Origin of the sequence: Citrobacter sp. 50677481, from assembly GCF_001463265.1 — a bacterium.
Taxonomy (GTDB): domain Bacteria; phylum Pseudomonadota; class Gammaproteobacteria; order Enterobacterales; family Enterobacteriaceae; genus Citrobacter_A; species Citrobacter_A sedlakii.
In genome coordinates, this window is the sequence record NZ_LNHZ01000061.1 from 307906 (window position 1) to 324645 (window position 16740).

Here is a 16740-nt window from a genome sequence, read left to right on the forward strand (position 1 = left end):
TAATAACGAGCGTTATTACTCGATTGACCATTACTATTAACCCGGAATAATCATGTACCCTGTCTCACAGCGAATCAGAATCCATAAGCACGATGATTTGCCCGATCTCATCAAACCAGAGATCAGCAAGCTCGGTCGCCCATGGCATAAACTGCCAAAGCTGATGAATGACTGCTTTGACATCCTTGACGCCAGACTGAGCATCTATTTTCTGAAGAAGCTCCGCGTCAATGCGGCGTTAAAGACCATGACGTTTGCGATAGATCAAAACTATAAAAACGCGCAAATATTCTCAACACCCTACGGTAATATTGCGTTTGTCATTGACCGTATTTTACTGCTGAATATTCTTCATGATTATTATGGGTTGAGCAAAGACAGTAATCATGTCGCGCCCGACGACACATTGCCGGTGACCAAAACTGAAGAACGCCTGAAAAGTAAACTGGGCCAGGAATTAACGTCATTAATTATCAGCAAAGAAACCTTCGGGGAAAATCTCGATATTAAAATCGATTACTCCACGGTCATTAGCCAATGGTCATGGTGTATTACCTTTACGCTCGAAGGGTATGACCACGGCAGCTTTACCGTGCTCCTCGACCATCATCATGTCGATCAGATGCTGGCGTCGCTGCGTACACCCGAAGCCAGCCAGAGCAGCGTGCAAAGCGCACCGCTGAGCCCGGCACAAATCGAGCGTCTTTTCGATACGCTGCCGTTGAAGCTGAATGGCCGTCTGGCCAGCCTTAACCTGACGGTCGCGCAGATCGCCGACATCAAACCTGGCGACATCATCCCTATCGCCGTAAATGAACCGTTACCGGTTTTTATCGGTAAAGAACAAATTTTTGAAGCCGCAATTGCAGAAGATCGCAGCAAGTTGTTCCTGTGCGATATCTATGACAAAACAACCGAGAAACACTATGAGTGATTTGCAACACGAACTGAGTCAGTCTCTCGATCTTGACGATCTGAACCTCAGCGATATGCCGCAGGAAGCCACCGTCGAAGGCAATATCCGTCTTGATTTGCAGTCGGAAACGCGCAGCGCGCCGATGACCGACATGCGTAAAATGGCCCTGTTCCGCCGTATTCCGGTCACACTGACGCTGGAAGTCGCCTCCGTCGATATTTCGCTGGCAGAGCTGATGACGGTCAACAGCGATTCCGTCATCGAACTGGACAAAATGGCAGGCGAGCCGCTGGATATCAAGGTTAACGGCATTCTGTTCGGCAAAGCAGAAGTGGTGGTGCTGAACGATAAATATGGGCTGCGTATTATCGAGTTTAACGCCAAAGAGCTTGGTGAGTTGACGCGATGAATCAGTCGTTTTACCGCAGCGGCATCACCCTGTTGCTGCTCCTGGGTTTGCTGTTTGCCCAGCCCGTACTGGCGGCAAACGGTGATGTCACCCTCTTTAGCACCGCAACGACGCAGACAGGCCAGGATTACAACGTCAAAATTGAGATCCTGATCCTGATGACCCTGCTCGGCCTGCTGCCGATCATGGTGCTGATGATGACCTGTTTCACCCGCTTTATTATCGTCCTGGCGATTTTGCGCCAGGCGCTGGGGCTACAGCAGAGCCCACCCAACAAAATCCTGACCGGTATCGCACTGGCACTGACGCTGCTGGTGATGCGCCCGGTATGGACGACCATTTATACGGACGCCATCACCCCGTTCCAGAACGATGAAATCACGCTGAAGCAGGCGCTGGCAAAGGCGGAAGCCCCGCTGAAAAAATATATGCTGGCGCAAACCAACAATAAGGCGATGGCGCAGATGATGAGCATCGCGGGTATCGAAGGTGATGCCCGCGAACAGGATTTAACGGTGGTAACGCCCGCGTACCTGCTGAGCGAACTGAAAACCGCTTTCCAGATAGGTTTCATGATCTACATCCCCTTCCTGGTTATCGACCTGATCGTCGCCAGTATTCTCATGGCGATGGGGATGATGATGCTGTCGCCGCTGATCGTTTCGCTGCCCTTTAAGCTGATGCTGTTCGTGCTTTGCGACGGCTGGACGCTGATTGTCGGCACGCTGACCTCCAGCGTGCAGGGGTTATAACGATGATGAATATGGATACCGCCGGAGACATCATGGCCTCCGGCATTCATCTGGTGCTGTTGATCTCCGCCGTCGCGATTGTACCCAGCCTGATTGTCGGGCTGTGCGTCAGTATTTTTCAGGCCACCACGCAGATTAACGAACAGACGCTGAGCTTTCTGCCGCGCCTGGTGGTGACGCTGGGGGTGCTGATTTTTGCCGGAAAGTGGATGCTGACGCAGTTGGTGGACTTTACCACGCAGATCTTTCACCAGGCGGCGGGGCTGGTAGGCTAAACCGCAATGGGAATCGATATTCAGGCGCTGCTTACGCCATTAATGGCGCTGGTGCTGCCCTTCATCCGTATTCTGGCGTTTCTTCAGTTCGCCCCCGTGCTGGATAACAAAGCGTTTTCCCGCCGGATTAAAATCGCCACTGCGCTGGCGCTGTCCGTCATTATCACCCCTATGCTGCCAAACAACGTACTGTTGAGCGAACTGCTGTCGATACGCACCATTTTGCTGATTAGCGAGCAGCTATTGTGGGGCATTCTTTTCGCCAGCGCCCTCCAACTGGTGTTTGTCGCCCTGCAAACCGCCGGACATATTCTGTCTATGAATATGGGGCTCGGGATGGCGATGATGAACGATCCGATCAACGGCAACTCCACCACCGTGATTTCACAAATTATCTACGTGTTCTGCGGCCTGCTTTTTTTCGTTATGGATGGCCATCTGCTGATGGTGACGATTTTGTATAAGGGCTTCAGCTACTGGCCCATCGGCCAGGCTATCAACAACCCTACACTGACCCTGATCGCCCAGGGCCTCGGCTGGATCATGGCCTCCGCCACGCTTATCGCTCTACCGACCACTTTTGTGATGCTGATAGTTCAGGGCGGTTTTGGACTGCTGAACCGCGTGTCGCCTACGCTGAACCTGTTTTCGCTCGGCTTCCCGATCAGCATGCTGTTCGGGTTGCTTTGCATTTCAATGCTGGTCACGAATATTCCTGACCACTATCTCAACCTGACCACTGAAATTCTGGCGAAACTCGACGCCATAAGGGTGCACTAATGGCCTCTTCCGGTGGCGATAAAAGCGAAAAACCCACCCTCGGGAAGCTGCGCAAAGCGCGCGAAAAGGGCGATATCCCGCGCTCGAAAGACCTGACGATGGCCGTCGGTCTGGTGGCATCATTTTTCACCCTCGCGGCGTTCCTGCCCTACTACCGCCAGCTGGTCGGGGAGTCGTTTATCGCCGTCGGCCAGATGGGTTCGAAAATCGACGATCCGGGAGCGCTTAATCAGTTTCTGCTGCTGAACGTCTGGATACTGCTGCGTTTTATCGCCACCCTGATCCCGATTCCGCTGGCGTGCATGGTCGCCAGCCTGATCCCTGGCGGCTGGATTTTTACGCCGATAAAGCTGAAACCCGACATCAAAAAACTGTCGCCCATCAGCGGCGTAAAGCGGCTTTTTTCCGCCAGCCACTATCTGGATGTCGGCAAGATGCTGCTCAAATGCGGCATTATTCTCAGCGTTCTCTACATGATGGTGCACGACTCCATGGACGGGCTGCTGCATCTTCAGCGCCTTTATTTACGCCAGGCGATCATGCAGGGTTTCGATATTTTCCATCACGTTGTCAGCTATTTTGTCGCGGTTATTGTCATCTTTGCTTTGCTTGACGTTCCCCTGAGTAAGTTCATGTTCACCAAAAAGATGCGCATGACCAAACAGGAAGTGAAAGAGGAGCATAAAAACAACGACGGTAACCCGCAGATCAAAGGCCGTATTCGCCAGTTGCAGCGCCAGATGGCGATGGGGCAGATCAGCCGAACCGTCCCGACGGCGGATGTGATTATCACCAACCCGACCCACTACGCGGTGGCGCTGAAATACGATCCGCAAAAGGCGGAAGCGCCTTACATCGTCGCCAAAGGCATCGACGACGTGGCGTTGTGGATCCGTGAAGTCGCCGCCAGCCACGACATTGAAGTGGTGGAGTTTCCTCCGCTGGCGCGCGCGGTTTACTACACCACGCGCGTTAACCAGCAAATACCGGCGCAGCTTTTCCGCGCTATCGCCCACGTTCTGACCTATGTGATGCAGCTGAAATCGTGGCGCGCAGGCAACGTTGAGCAAAAACCCCGTCTGAACAGGCAGATAAACATTCCTCAGGAGGTCTTAAAAGCCAATGGCGAACAGTAAATTGCGCAACGCGCTCAGCGTGCTCCGTCAGTGGCACGTTGGCGTGCCTATCTTGCTTCTCTGCGTGCTGGCAATGGTTATTCTGCCGCTGTCGCCGCTGATGCTGGATATCTTCTTCACCTTCAACATCGTACTGGCGGTGATTGTGCTGCTCGTGTCGGTCAATATGCAGCGTCCGCTGGACTTTGCCATTTTCCCGACCCTGTTGCTTATCACCACCCTGATGCGCCTCACCCTCAACGTGGCATCAACGCGCGTGGTGTTACTGCACGGTCATGAAGGGGAAGGCGCGGCCGGCAAGGTGATTGAAGCCTTCGGCCAGGTGGTGATCGGCGGCGATTTCGTGGTCGGCTTCGTGGTATTTATCATCCTGATGATCATCAACTTTGTGGTCGTCACTAAGGGTGCGGAGCGTATTTCTGAAGTCTCCGCGCGCTTCACCCTCGATGCCCTGCCGGGTAAACAAATGGCGATCGACGCCGATCTCAACGCCGGGTTAATCAATCAGCAGCAGGCACGCACCCGCCGCCAGGAAGTGGCGAAAGAGGCCGATTTCTACGGCTCGATGGACGGGGCCTCGAAGTTTGTACGCGGCGACGCCATCGCCGGGATCATGGTACTGATCATCAACGTGATCGGCGGGATCTGCATCGGTATCTTTAAATACGATCTCGACGCCACCCACGCGTTCCGTCAGTACGTTCTGCTGACTATCGGTGACGGCCTGGTGGCGCAGATCCCGTCGCTGCTGCTGGCAACCGCCGCGGCGATTATCGTGACCCGCGTCAGCGAAGGCAACGACGTCAGCGACGAGATTAAAGCCCAGTTGCTCTCGAAGCCGAAAGTACTCTACACCGCCGCGTTCGTGATGTTTATTCTTGCCATCGTGCCGGGCATGCCCCACATCGCCTTCCTGAGCTTCACGGCGCTGCTGTTATTCGCCGCCTGGCGACAGAGCAAAGTGGTGCAGCCCGCACAGCCAGAAAGCGATATGGACGCCATTTCAGAGGCGCTCACGCCGGATGAAACGCCATCGATCACCTGGGAGAATATTCCGTTGGTGGAACCGATTGGCCTCAATCTCGGCTATAAGCTGGTAATGATGGTGGATGAGTCTAAAGGCAGCCCGCTTACTCAGCGTATTCGCGGCGTGCGGCAGGTCATTTCCGAACACTGCGGCGTGCTGCTGCCGGAAATTCGCGTGCGGGAAAACTTCCGCCTTAAGCCCGCGCAATACGCCATTCATATCAACGGGATCCGCACCTCACTGGGCGAAGTCCACGCGGATAAGCTGATGGCGATCCCCGGCGCGGAGCTGTATGGCGAGATAGACGGTGTGCTGGATACCGACCCGGCTTACGGCATGGCGATCGTCTGGATCGACCCGGAGCAAAAATCCAAAGCGCTGAATCTGGGCTATCAGGTGGTGGACTGCGCCAGCGTGGTGGCGACCCACGTTAATAAGGTCGCCCGCGAGCATCTGCCGGAGCTGTTTAACTATGATGATATTACGCATCTTCACGCCCGTTTGGCCCAGCAGGCGCCTAAGCTGGCGGAAGATCTCAACGCGGCGCTGAACTACAGCCAACTGCTGCGGATCTACCGCCAACTTCTGCTGGAGCAGGTGTCGCTGAAGGATATTGTGACGATCGCTTCCACGCTGCTGGAAAGTTCAGCCGTGACCAAAGATCCGGTTCTGCTCACCGCCGACGTGCGCTTTGCCCTGCGCCGCGCGATTGTGCACAGCATTAACGCGGACCGGCCCCAACTGGTGGCCTATACCATCGATAATGAACTGGAGAATATGCTGCTTGGCGCGCTCACCCAGGCGCAGCAGGCGGGAAAAGTGGCGCTGGACAGCTTCCCGGTCGACCCGAATATTCTGACGCAGCTACAAAACACCATGCCGATGGTCTACGAGCAGATGAAAGCGAAAAGCCTGCCGCCGCTGCTGCTGGTGACGCCGCAACTGCGACCAGTGATCGCACGTTATGGACGCCTCTTCGCCAATGGGCTACATGTGCTTTCTTATAATGAAGTGCCGGATGACACTGATTTGAACGTGGTGGGTACGCTGGGGTAAAGGGCATTTGTGCGTATCGTTTCCCCTCCCTCCTGACCCGCTCTTAAAGAGAGAGTCATCCGTAGGTAATAAAGCCTGATGGCGTTTCGCTTATCCGGCTTTATTTATCCAGAAAACGCAGCTTCCACTCGGCGATAGTCCGGGTCATGGTGCGCGGATCGTTCCCTTTCGTGCTGAAATATTGCAGCTGTAGCTTACCTTTCTCATTCGGATAAACTCTCGCCGCCCAGATGTCGCTTTTCGTGTACATGATGATCGCCGTCTGGTTATTGGCGGCGCCCCGCACCCACATAGAGACCACCGTCGCGCCGATATTGTCGGTATCTTCCTGATACATATAAACATTGGCCGTGTCGACAAACTTTTGGTAGTCGCTTCCTACCAGCGTGCGAAAACGTTCATCCATCTTCGGATCAGAGAAAATCGCCAGCGACAGCAGCGTCGCTTTTGGCCGCGGATCGCTGTCGGCACGCTCATAGCGCCCGTCAATAAACGCACCGCTCGGCATTGAGAGCCCACAGCTCCAGTCCGCATTGCTGAAGACCTGAATCGCGCCGCTCTTGCGCGGAATAAACAGTAACCGGCAGTTATTGGTATCCGCGATACGCTCCACCAGCGCCATACCGTAAAGTTTGCGGGCCTCCGCCGCAAATTCATCCTTGTTCCGTCCTGACCAGACGCGAATGTCCGTTGTGACCGACCACTCCGCGCTGCGGCTAAACTGAATGGTGCCGCCGCTCATATTGGAGACGCTGACGTTCCACCAGCGCCCTTCCCAGTCAAAATCGGGCGCTACGTCCGAAATGGTGCTGATCCCTTCGTAATAAGCGCGTTCAATGCAGGTATCCGTCGTACAGTTTTTCAGCGATGACTCCCACTCCGCATAACGCTGCTGCACGTCATGGTTACCGCTTTTTACCAGCATTGTACGGTAAATCACGCTCATCGTGCTGTCCAGCCAGTGCAAATTATCGTTGCCGCAAATGGTGTTTTCCAGCGGCGTCGAGGCGCGCAAACAGTTCACCGCAAACGCGCTGCTGGTGAAAAGCGAAAGGGTCAGGAGCAAACAATTAATCAGGCGGCAGGTCATTTTGCGTATTCTTTAACCAAAAAGGTCGCCCATTTTGGCGAAAACAGCGTTTATTTGCAATAAGTCGCATAAGTTAATTCTAGCGATAAATAATAATGCCATCAGCTTAAGCAATCGCCCCCGACGGTCGCTTATACGTCATATGTATTCTTTGTTGGAAGTTATGTTATGAAAATTGATAGCAGTAATTACACTCTTTCGGTGCTCTCTTCTTCACTTCAACAAGACGATTCCCGCCGCAAGCCGCTTGGCATCATTCGCAACAGCGGTCAACTCAGCCCACAAAGTGGCTACTGGCAGCTCTCCAGCACCGTCGTTTCGGCCGTGGTAAATTTAAAAAAGGGAGAAATGCTGCCCTATTATCAGGGCTCTCCTGTTAAATGGACGTTAATAGAATACGATCTCGGTAAAGAGATAGAGATTTAAATTGCTCTGTTTTTATCTGACATATAGATAACACGTTTTCGTCTCCGCCAATAATCTCCCTGATAAGATGAATCAGTATTAAAACAACATGGTGTTGATACGCATGAAAGAAAACGGACGTAAAGAAGAATGATTACCTGACCAGCCCCTTCCCGGACAAACCGTGGCGCCACGGAATATAAAAAATTGATCCAGCCGCCTTTTTTCTAAATAAAATCGCTTGGTGCATTCTCGCTTATCTTGATAATGCTTCTCGCTACCAAGTTGATTATCAGTTCCATAATAAATGTGCCAAGACTGAGCAACACATCAGCCGCTCTGACAACACATCGCGTTTCGTCGCGTCCTTCCCCCGTGAAACATCTGATCAACAGCAAAACGTTATCCGGCGACGAGGGCCCGGTATGAATTGCGTACAATAGCGAACACTATCAACTACGCCAGACGCATTCCGGCAAATTGATACTGACGAAATAAATCATCCCACTTCGCCAGCCACCCCGGTGACGCCCATCCAGCACTATTTCATTTTCCTCAGGGAGAATTATTATGCTACGCCTGCAAACTTTCAGACTGAACTCCGGAGTGAAGGTATGCCGGGTTTTCTTGTCCATTAAGTCACCCGTTTTGTGTTGAGATGAGAATATCACCTTTAAGCGGGTGGCCAAATTTACTGTGCCACTCCACAACACAGTACCGCATCGAGATACAGCGCCAGGCAATATGCCTGAAGCTGTATTTCAGGTAGGTTTAGAAATTGACTTTAAGTCCCAGCATGGCGCTGGTATCACTGTAGCCCTTGTCGCCAATCTGTTGTGCAACATTCCCCCACAGATTTACATTGCGGTTGATCTGGCTTTCTACACCGGTTTTCAGCTCAGCAATGTTACGCGCTCCTGCCTGTTTGACATCCACTCCACCCATTGATACGCCAAAATCGCGTGTGTTGTGGATCCAGTTGGCTTCGATGAACGGTTCGAAAATTCGCTGTTTACCCTCATCAAGCTGACTATGACCTTTGATAAACAAACGGGTCCCCAGTCGGGTCTGGATATTTCCATCACCTTCACTTTCAACGCGCGTTCCGTTTTTCTCCGTGAAAGAGTCAGCTTTAACGCCCATCCATGTCAGTTGTGCAACAGACTGAACAAAATAGCTTTCCCGATGATTTTTCTCGCCAAGTTTCCATGTGTAACCAGACTCAACCGATGCAGTGAAGCCCTTCGATTTATAGTCTTCGGAAGCCAGGGAATTGCCGCTTACGGTATTGTCAAACCAGTTATACAGAAGCCAGGTATCAACATACCCCCCCGTCTTCTCGGCGTTATTTTCCAGCCATGTTCCGTAAATACCTGCGCTGTAGCCGTTTACACTCCCTTCGCTGTAGTAATGGCTGAATTTATTATGCGAGTTACTTTTCTGGTTGGCGTATCCGCCCATAATACCGAGGTGATATCTGTCTTTACCGTCACTGCTCCATTGCACAATATCCCCACCTAACTGGAGAACATAACGGTTCGCCTGGGTGTTGATTTGCCCACTGCTGTCTTTGAAACGAGTATGTCCTCCGACGTTTCGCATCCACATACCCGTAACATTTTCTCTGTTATCTGAAACAGATCCGACATAATGTGGCTCACCTACGCGATCGTGCAGCCTATGCAGGAATAAGGTATTAGACCCCATAATGTTAGCCACATATTCTCCTCCTTCCGGACGAACTATCGGGGAAGGATTCGGTGTTGGCTTCGGAGTCGGGATTGGCTCCGGCGTTGGTTCCGGTGTTGGTTCCGGCGTCGGCTCTGGTGTTGGTTCAGGTGTTGGTTCCGGCAGGCCACTCACCAGATACCAGTTCTCGCCTTTACGGACAACATCATAATCATAAGCGCCGGCAACGATACGACCATATTTTGTAAAGGTGCCGATGGACTGGCCCCCCACATTGACTATTTCAATGCCCTGATTCGTCAGGTCACCCTGGCCGCCAATATTATTTATACTGACCTGAGTGTTACCAGCTTCTACATCGCCATGAACATACAGTTTATCAGTCGGAGAGTCATCACCGCCAAGAACAGTATTAAGCGTCAGAATGCCATTATTTCCGGAATAATCCTCGATCACGTGCAGGAATTTAGGTGTAAATGATGAATGCTGGGTGGGGGCAGCATAGGTTAAATTCGCATCATTCAAATCCAGACGGGTAACCACCGAGTCCCCGGTCATATTCCAGATACTGCTGGTTCTGGACATATCCAGATAAATATAGCCATTATCCACGGTATTCAGGGAATTATCAGTATTCAGCTGTTTAGAATCGGCGGTGCCGGTAAATACTGAACCATGGGTCATCCGTAAATCAATCACCCCTAATGTTTCAGCCAACAGGTTACCATTGACGATATAGGTCCCTCTGGACTGCTGCCCGCCAAGCCAGGAAGAACCGATGTAAGATCCAAACCCGGTCGAATGCATGGCGTAACTTCCGGCGCCTTCCACATCGATATTAACGTTACGTGTCAGGAATATTTTTCCACCTTCATAACTTTCAGTTCGGGCTCTGAGTAAACGTTGTCCCGGTGGTGCATATTTGTTGCCATCCTCCGCTTTCAGGCCCGCCGCCTGCTCACCCCGGGTAAGAACGGAGATGTCACCAACCTGTATCATTCCTGTTTTGTTCGCATACACCCCATGGGCTTCATCGCCGCTGGTTTGTACAGATACATTGTTACCCAGCATGATACGGGCCGTATGGTGATCGGGAATAAATCCCAAACTGTTTAAATAGTATGCAGAGCCGGCATAGATTCCATATCCGGCACCCCGTCTTAAGTTATTTCCTGCGCCTTCTGTGACAACAGAAATATTATCTCCGGCGGTTAATAGATTGTTTTTATTATTGCCCAGAGTAAGTTCAGCTGCGATCCCCATGCCATGGCGTGTATAAATGTCCATGTCGCCAGCGATGGTTACATTGGCGTATTCAAACTCCTGCAATAATATACCGGAGGAATATTCACCATACGTTTTAATATTCAGGTTGCCATCAATTGTCGTCGTGGCTATCCGCCCTATAATACCGTCAGAGTATTTTCCAGTAGTGGTAATGTTTATGTTATCTGGCGTTAAATGATGGACAGTTTGACGGAAGTCTAATCCATAGCCTCTGTCATTTGTTGTAGTATCAATAGTAACGCTTTGATATGAGTTAAGGGTGTTGTCAATATCGGTAAAAAGTCCTTGCTCGCCGCTACAGGTTAGTTGTTTCCCGTCGGTGGAGCTACATACAGCTTCAGCTGCGAGCGCATTCCCCGAAGATAGCAGGACGATAAAAGAGAGTTTTCTAAGCATGATGCTCTGTTCCGTTTTAAGTTTATGCCTTAATGTCCCTTTGACTTATTGGTAAATAAAATTAATGCAATTAAGATAATTACCACTAATAACCTTAACAATAAGACGCCTATTTATATCAGAAATATCTTACATGGACAAATCATGTGCCTATGAGAAATTACGTTTTTAATCCGTGCTTATAGTGGGCTCTGAAAGAGGTTTGCAAAGTTCATGAGGGCCCACTGGACTGACCCCACCCGGTAGACGATCCTGCCTCTGGTGTCGAGCACGGCCGCACCGTCTGGCCCCGAACGCCCCATTCCAGGTGCTCGCGGATGACCTGCCGCTACCAGCTTCCCGGTTTCAGCCGTCGTTGCTCTGGTTAAACGGTTTCTGCATACTGGTTACTCATAGCGCATTTACTCCCCCATCGGGGGTGAGTATCGCCGTCTTAAAGTCGGTTATGTCGGTATTTCCCGCACCAACCGTAAAATCAAAGTCCCCACCGGATATTCGCGCAGCCCCAGCGTGCACCTTAGTGGCGACGGGTTGGCAGAGGCGGGATTTGAGACCGGACGCGGACTGACGGTGAGGATTATGGACGGGTGTATTGTGTTGATGGCGGACGTAACGAGGTGCAGGAACGGCATGATGAACTTTATCAGGTTAAACAGTTAGTTAAAGGGATCAAAGACGGGATGTTTAGTTTAGTGTACTGAACGGAGATTTTTATTTATTCCTCTACAAAACCACGAATATTTTTTTTATGAAATGCGTAATTAACTCTTTCTCTTATTATCTTTTGTTCATTAAAATCACCAAATAGTGATAAAACAACAACATTGTCAGTGATCGAAGTTTCAAAAAGTGGAGGTTCTTTTTCGTTATTACACTCGTCAATCACCATTGAGATATTAATAAGAATGTTATCGCTTACCGAGAGGCGCCAAATAATTATATTGCATCTTGCACTTCTAAAAATATATACCTATTCGACATTTTTCCCTCGTGGCTATGGATTCGATTCAGTACGAGAACACCCCGTCCTACTGATAATGTTTCTGATCGTCGCCATAATTCAACGTCTGATGTAGAGTTGATTTACTGATACCGGCTCACCAAATCTTTAACCGCTGTTGCATAGGTTTTTTGTTTAAGCTGAGAAATCTGTTGTTCCGTGGTAGCTGTGCCGCTTTTACTCGTCAGCAAGGGAAGAACAGCCTCTTCATAGTTGACTGGCGTCCAGGTGGACCAGCCTCCTGTCGCCACATCCACGAGCGTAAAACGCACCAGGTAACGCAGCGAAGCCGCATCCGTCAGCTTCTCATTTTTATAGTCCGACCACGTCGTCGTTTTGGTTGTGGGATCGTATTTACCGGACTGCAATGTATCCTGATAAACAACGATCGCTTTCTGATGCCCCTTCGCGCCGACGTAACGCAGTGCCTGCATCCAGTTCATATTCTCACTGGCAACCACATCGCCGTTCTCATTTTTATTGCAGGAAATCACTTTTTGCCTGTCCGGAATCCCGGAAAAGGTCGCGACAGTATAATATTTCCGCATTTCTTGCTGCATCGCCGTTTCTGGCGCGCGGCTACCGGACTGTACGAGAATAACAGAGGAATTCAGCGGTACACGAAATTCATCCTCTTCCAGCGCCGCCTGGATATCCTCTTCGGACACCGCCAATGTGGTTTCGTTACCAAAAATATCCTTGTCCGACAGCAGCTGTGCTGAAGCATTTTTATTGACGCCGCTCTCCGCCCGCAGCCCCGTTTTCTTCGCATCGATGGAGGAGCGTGGCGCACAACCCGCCAGCAGGAATGCGACCACACATAAAAATATTGCTGACCGGGTATTCATAGTGCATGCTCCCTCATCTGGATCTGAATTCGTGTATTATTTCCCTGAAAAATCCAAATAATTATATACCTACAAAAGAAGCTGGCAAAAGAGAATTATTTCTGCAGATGAAACATTTATTGCATAAATAATAAATCAAAATTTAAAACGATGATGAATATACCAGCAAGACACGATTAAGAACTATTTCTCCCGTATAGGTTTAAAAACTTGATGAAGAAGTCTCTTTTTAAAAATATTCTTAACTCTCTCTGATATTCCTGCCCCTGGGGGACGCCTCTTTATCCTGGTTGTTGCAGAATAACGCCGCGCCGGCGGCGGCTTCACGATGTAAAAAGCCCGCCCGAAGGCGGGTTTGGGTTTATGTAGCGCTTACCGTATTGAGGTCTGCCGTCACGTCGCAGGTCTGTAAGCGCTGCGCTACAAGGTAAGCGTCTATTCTTTCACGACAATCAGCGGTTCAATATCGCTCTCTTTTTTAATGACCAACGACTCGTCGCCGCGCAGGCAGGTGCCGCCGTAGTTGCCGCCAACAGTAAACGTGCAGACCTGAATGTACTTCCCGGCGACGTTTGGCAGACACCACAGTTGCTGATAAATGTTCTTCTGCTCAGCGAATTTCCCGCTGGTTTTATCCAGCAGTTCTTCCTGATGACTGACCAGATCGATATTGCTGCCGCAGCGTCCGGCAATCGGTTTCACCGCATAACCGGTTTGCGCCAGTTCGTCGTTCACTGTGAAATCGGTGTCCAGCAGATAACGATGATGCGGGAACAGTTGCCACAGAATCGGCAGGATCGCTTTGTTTCCGGGGATCACTGTCCACAGTGGTTCAAACACCAGCACCTCCGGGCGCAGCAGGACGTCTATCAGGCGGACGTCCTGATTGGTATGCCCGGTGCGGATCGGCACAGCGGCGTATTCGGTTTCACTGACTTCGCGAATCTGCTCAATCGCTGTTTCCCAGGCCCACGTTTTCCAGACGCAGTTCACCAGGCGATCGTCACCGTCAATCAGTTGCCCCGCGTCGTCCCAGCGCAACTCATCCAGCCCGCGCAGGATTTTGCTTTCAAACCCGGCCTGGCGCAGCGCCTGCTGCATAAACTGGGCGTGGTAATTTTCCTCAATGTCTTTATCCTGCATGATATGCACGAAAGGCCGCGCATGGCTGTGTTTCCACGCCCCGGCCAGTTCATTGATCAGCCCTTCGGCGGGATTATGGCCCTGTCCCGTATAGCCCTGTTCAGCCCAACGTTCAAGAATCAGCCCCGCCTCGGTATGACAGGAGGCGGAATCCGCGTTGTACTCGTAAACCTTCAGCCCGCGTTCATCCATACAAAAATCCATACGACCGGTGATCATATGATGACGGCGACGCTGCCAGGACAAACGTAAACGCGGCCAGAGAATTTTGGGGATATCGAACAGCGCCAGCAGATTGTCATCTTTCAGCACCTTGTCGGTGGCATGCAGATACATCAGATGCAGTTCGTTGGTCGCTTTAATCAGCTCCTGCTCGGCGCTCTCGGTGATGGTGAAATACTGGTACGGATCCTGATTTATCACGTGCCCGTTAGCGGCCACATACGCCTTTTGCAGCGGATCGCGTTCATCCAGCCATTTGCCGGCGAACTGGCCTTTCTCCGCCAGACGCGCGCCGCGGATCTTCAGTGAGTCATTGGCGTTCCCCGGCTGCGGCAGGCTGTGCTGCGTGTCGTCAGTCTGGATCATCCACCCCAGAATCGTGGTATCGTCAAAGGTATCTTTCAGCGTGTAATGACCCTTTTCTACCACCATCTCCAGCTCGCGCGTCCACTGCTGGCCGGGAGGGAGCGGCGTGTGGATGACGTTCTGCTCGGCGATACGGATCTTATCCTCCAGCAACTGGGTGATAATCGCCACATGACCGGTCTCGTTAAATTCACCACCCTTTTGCCAGATTAATAGCGCCCCGGCGACCGGCGCGCGAGGCGAACCGTTAGGAAAGGCCTGCAGCGGCAGGATATTGTCGTTTACCACTTCGCGCAGGAAACGCAGTGAGAAGATCTCCCACGCCATACCGACATCGGTAAACACAACACCATAGTTAAGAAACAAAAAACGGCGGGCGAACTCTACGCACTGCCATTTATGCCCCATATACTCGTTGTCGATGTAGCTGCGAAACGCGGCGTCGTCGGCATAGTCCCGTGGGTCAAGGGAGCTGTAATCTGAAGAATAGATGGCTACACCACCGGGGGCATAGCCCAATAATGTCCCAAAGGGGGCATCCTGACTGCTCGTTCCTGTGCTCATCCAACTTACCTCAATCTGTACAGCCTGAGCGGCATCTGCTTGCCTGCCCAACAACATTCATCATCATACACCTCCACGCAGCGGCCAGACGCGCGAAGGCAAAAAATAGCAGGGCGTAAATGTGCCAATCTGTTAAATGCCTCAATGGCGACCTGCTACACTGCTTCAACACAACCCATCAGAAGGCAGGTCAACATGTCAGATAACACTTATCAGCCCGCAAACGTCTGGACGTGGGATAAATCCGGCGGCGGCGCATTCGCCAACATCAACCGTCCGATCTCCGGCCCAACCCATGACAAGACATTGCCCGTCGGTAAACACCCGTTGCAGCTCTACTCGCTGGGCACGCCGAACGGTCAGAAAGTGACGATCATGCTGGAAGAACTGCTCGCACTGGGCGTCACCGGTGCAGAGTATGACGCCTGGTTGATCCGCATCGGCGAAGGCGATCAGTTCTCCAGCGGCTTTGTTGAGGTCAACCCTAACTCGAAGATCCCGGCCCTGCGCGATCATTCGCAAAATCCGCCGGTGCGCGTGTTTGAGTCGGGATCGATCCTGCTGTATCTGGCGGAAAAATTTGGCTATTTCCTGCCGCAGGATCTGGCAAAACGCACGGAAACCCTGAACTGGCTGTTCTGGCTACAGGGCGCAGCACCGTTTCTTGGCGGCGGCTTCGGCCATTTTTATCACTATGCGCCGGTGAAGATCGAATACGCCATTAACCGTTTCACCATGGAAGCGAAACGTCTGCTGGACGTGCTGGATAAACAGTTAGCGAATCACCCCTATGTCGCGGGCGACGACTATACGATTGCCGATATGGCAATCTGGCCATGGTTCGGCAATGTGGTGCTCGGCAACGTGTACGACGCCGCGGAATTTCTCGACGCAGGCAGCTACAAGAACGTGCAGCGCTGGGCGAAAGAGATTGCCGCACGTCCGGCGGTGAAACGGGGAAGAATAGTGAACAAGACCAACGGTCCGCTGAACGAACAGCTGCATGAGCGGCACGACGCCAGCGACGTTGAAAACAAGACGGAAGATAAGCGACAGGGATAAGTTCCTGGCCGGATGACGGCGCGCAGTGCGCCTTATCCGGCCAGGAAGGTCGCGAAATGAAAGCGGTATTACGCGCTGGTCACGTCGTAATCCATACGGCGCAGCGCGTCTAATGTAGCGTTGGCCTCATGCTCATCAATTATGCTCATCGCAAAGCCAACGTGAACCAGCACCCACTGCCCAACCAGTTCCGCAGGGTTGCCTTCGCAGATCAGGGCGATATTGACATCGCGCTTGATACCACACACTTCCACCTGCGCCAGTTGATGAATATCTTCACCCACCGCCAGAACCTGACCCGGAACGCCAATACACAT

At 51.7% G+C, this 16740-nt stretch carries 14 protein-coding genes and 2 pseudogenes; 11 read left to right on the top strand and 5 right to left on the bottom strand.

Annotated elements, in window-relative coordinates; genetic code table 11:
* Nucleotides 1-52 precede the first annotated feature (52 nt).
* The 7 genes from APU02_RS18000 to APU02_RS18030 are packed head-to-tail and all read left to right on the top strand — an operon-like array spanning nucleotide 53 to nucleotide 6351.
* Nucleotides 53-934, top strand: a complete 882-nt coding sequence (locus APU02_RS18000) for a flagellar motor switch protein FliM (RefSeq protein WP_042289143.1) — start codon at nucleotides 53-55, stop codon at nucleotides 932-934.
* On the top strand, nucleotides 927-1325 hold the full coding sequence (gene fliN / locus APU02_RS18005; protein ID WP_042289145.1) for a flagellar motor switch protein FliN: 399 nt from the start codon (nucleotides 927-929) through the stop codon (nucleotides 1323-1325). The genes APU02_RS18000 and fliN overlap by 8 nt, the downstream gene beginning before the upstream one ends.
* The gene (gene fliP, locus APU02_RS18010) at nucleotides 1322-2077 is read left to right on the top strand and encodes a flagellar type III secretion system pore protein FliP (RefSeq protein ID WP_060570818.1); all 756 of its coding nucleotides are present in this window, start codon (nucleotides 1322-1324) and stop codon (nucleotides 2075-2077) included. Before fliN ends, fliP begins: the two co-directional genes overlap by 4 nt.
* A 2-nt stretch (nucleotides 2078-2079) precedes the next feature.
* Complete coding sequence (fliQ, locus tag APU02_RS18015; RefSeq protein ID WP_042289150.1) at nucleotides 2080-2352, top strand: flagellar biosynthesis protein FliQ; 273 nt, start codon at nucleotides 2080-2082, stop codon at nucleotides 2350-2352.
* A gap of 6 nt (nucleotides 2353-2358) precedes the next feature.
* The gene (fliR, locus tag APU02_RS18020; protein ID WP_042289153.1) at nucleotides 2359-3132 is read left to right on the top strand and encodes a flagellar biosynthetic protein FliR; all 774 of its coding nucleotides are present in this window, start codon (nucleotides 2359-2361) and stop codon (nucleotides 3130-3132) included.
* The gene (gene flhB, locus APU02_RS18025) at nucleotides 3132-4268 is read left to right on the top strand and encodes a flagellar biosynthesis protein FlhB (RefSeq protein ID WP_060570819.1); all 1137 of its coding nucleotides are present in this window, start codon (nucleotides 3132-3134) and stop codon (nucleotides 4266-4268) included. Before fliR ends, flhB begins: the two co-directional genes overlap by 1 nt.
* Entirely contained in the window at nucleotides 4255-6351 is a 2097-nt protein-coding gene (locus APU02_RS18030) for a flagellar biosynthesis protein FlhA (protein WP_042289157.1), read from the top strand. Before flhB ends, APU02_RS18030 begins: the two co-directional genes overlap by 14 nt.
* 100 nt (nucleotides 6352-6451) lie before the next feature.
* Here the strand turns inward: APU02_RS18030 and APU02_RS18035 are convergent, their stop codons facing one another.
* On the bottom strand, nucleotides 6452-7441 hold the full coding sequence (locus tag APU02_RS18035; protein WP_042289159.1) for a hypothetical protein: 990 nt from the start codon (nucleotides 7439-7441) through the stop codon (nucleotides 6452-6454).
* A 168-nt stretch (nucleotides 7442-7609) separates the two neighbouring features.
* Between APU02_RS18035 and APU02_RS26490 the strand changes: the two genes are divergently transcribed.
* Together APU02_RS26490 and hemP are read left to right on the top strand one after the other, a co-directional pair.
* On the top strand, nucleotides 7610-7867 hold the full coding sequence (locus APU02_RS26490) for a hypothetical protein (RefSeq protein ID WP_131729050.1): 258 nt from the start codon (nucleotides 7610-7612) through the stop codon (nucleotides 7865-7867).
* A 318-nt stretch (nucleotides 7868-8185) separates the two neighbouring features.
* Nucleotides 8186-8344, top strand: a pseudogene (gene hemP / locus APU02_RS26300) (hemin uptake protein HemP).
* A 273-nt stretch (nucleotides 8345-8617) separates the two neighbouring features.
* Here the strand turns inward: hemP and APU02_RS18040 are convergent.
* The gene (locus APU02_RS18040) at nucleotides 8618-11218 is read right to left on the bottom strand and encodes an autotransporter outer membrane beta-barrel domain-containing protein (protein WP_072197145.1); all 2601 of its coding nucleotides are present in this window, start codon (nucleotides 11216-11218) and stop codon (nucleotides 8618-8620) included.
* A 399-nt stretch (nucleotides 11219-11617) separates the two neighbouring features.
* Between APU02_RS18040 and APU02_RS18045 the strand changes: the two are divergent.
* Nucleotides 11618-11919 (top strand): annotated as a pseudogene (locus tag APU02_RS18045) (SymE family type I addiction module toxin).
* Between the two features lie 382 nt (nucleotides 11920-12301).
* Here APU02_RS18045 and APU02_RS18050 read toward each other — a convergent pair.
* Both APU02_RS18050 and gss read right to left on the bottom strand, forming a co-directional pair.
* Entirely contained in the window at nucleotides 12302-13066 is a 765-nt protein-coding gene (locus APU02_RS18050) for a hypothetical protein (protein WP_060570821.1), read from the bottom strand.
* A gap of 435 nt (nucleotides 13067-13501) precedes the next feature.
* Nucleotides 13502-15361: a bifunctional glutathionylspermidine amidase/synthase gene (gss, locus tag APU02_RS18055; protein WP_060570822.1), complete on the bottom strand. Its 1860-nt coding sequence runs from the start codon at nucleotides 15359-15361 to the stop codon at nucleotides 13502-13504.
* A gap of 195 nt (nucleotides 15362-15556) precedes the next feature.
* Here gss and yghU point away from each other — a divergent pair, with 195 nt between their 5' ends.
* A complete protein-coding gene (yghU, locus tag APU02_RS18060) occupies nucleotides 15557-16423 on the top strand; it encodes a glutathione-dependent disulfide-bond oxidoreductase (RefSeq protein ID WP_042289168.1) in 867 nt (288 codons plus the stop codon).
* Nucleotides 16424-16491: 68 nt separating this feature from the next.
* On the opposite strand, the gene hybG is transcribed toward yghU, so the two are convergent.
* Complete coding sequence (gene hybG / locus APU02_RS18065) at nucleotides 16492-16740, bottom strand: hydrogenase maturation factor HybG (RefSeq protein ID WP_042289171.1); 249 nt, start codon at nucleotides 16738-16740, stop codon at nucleotides 16492-16494.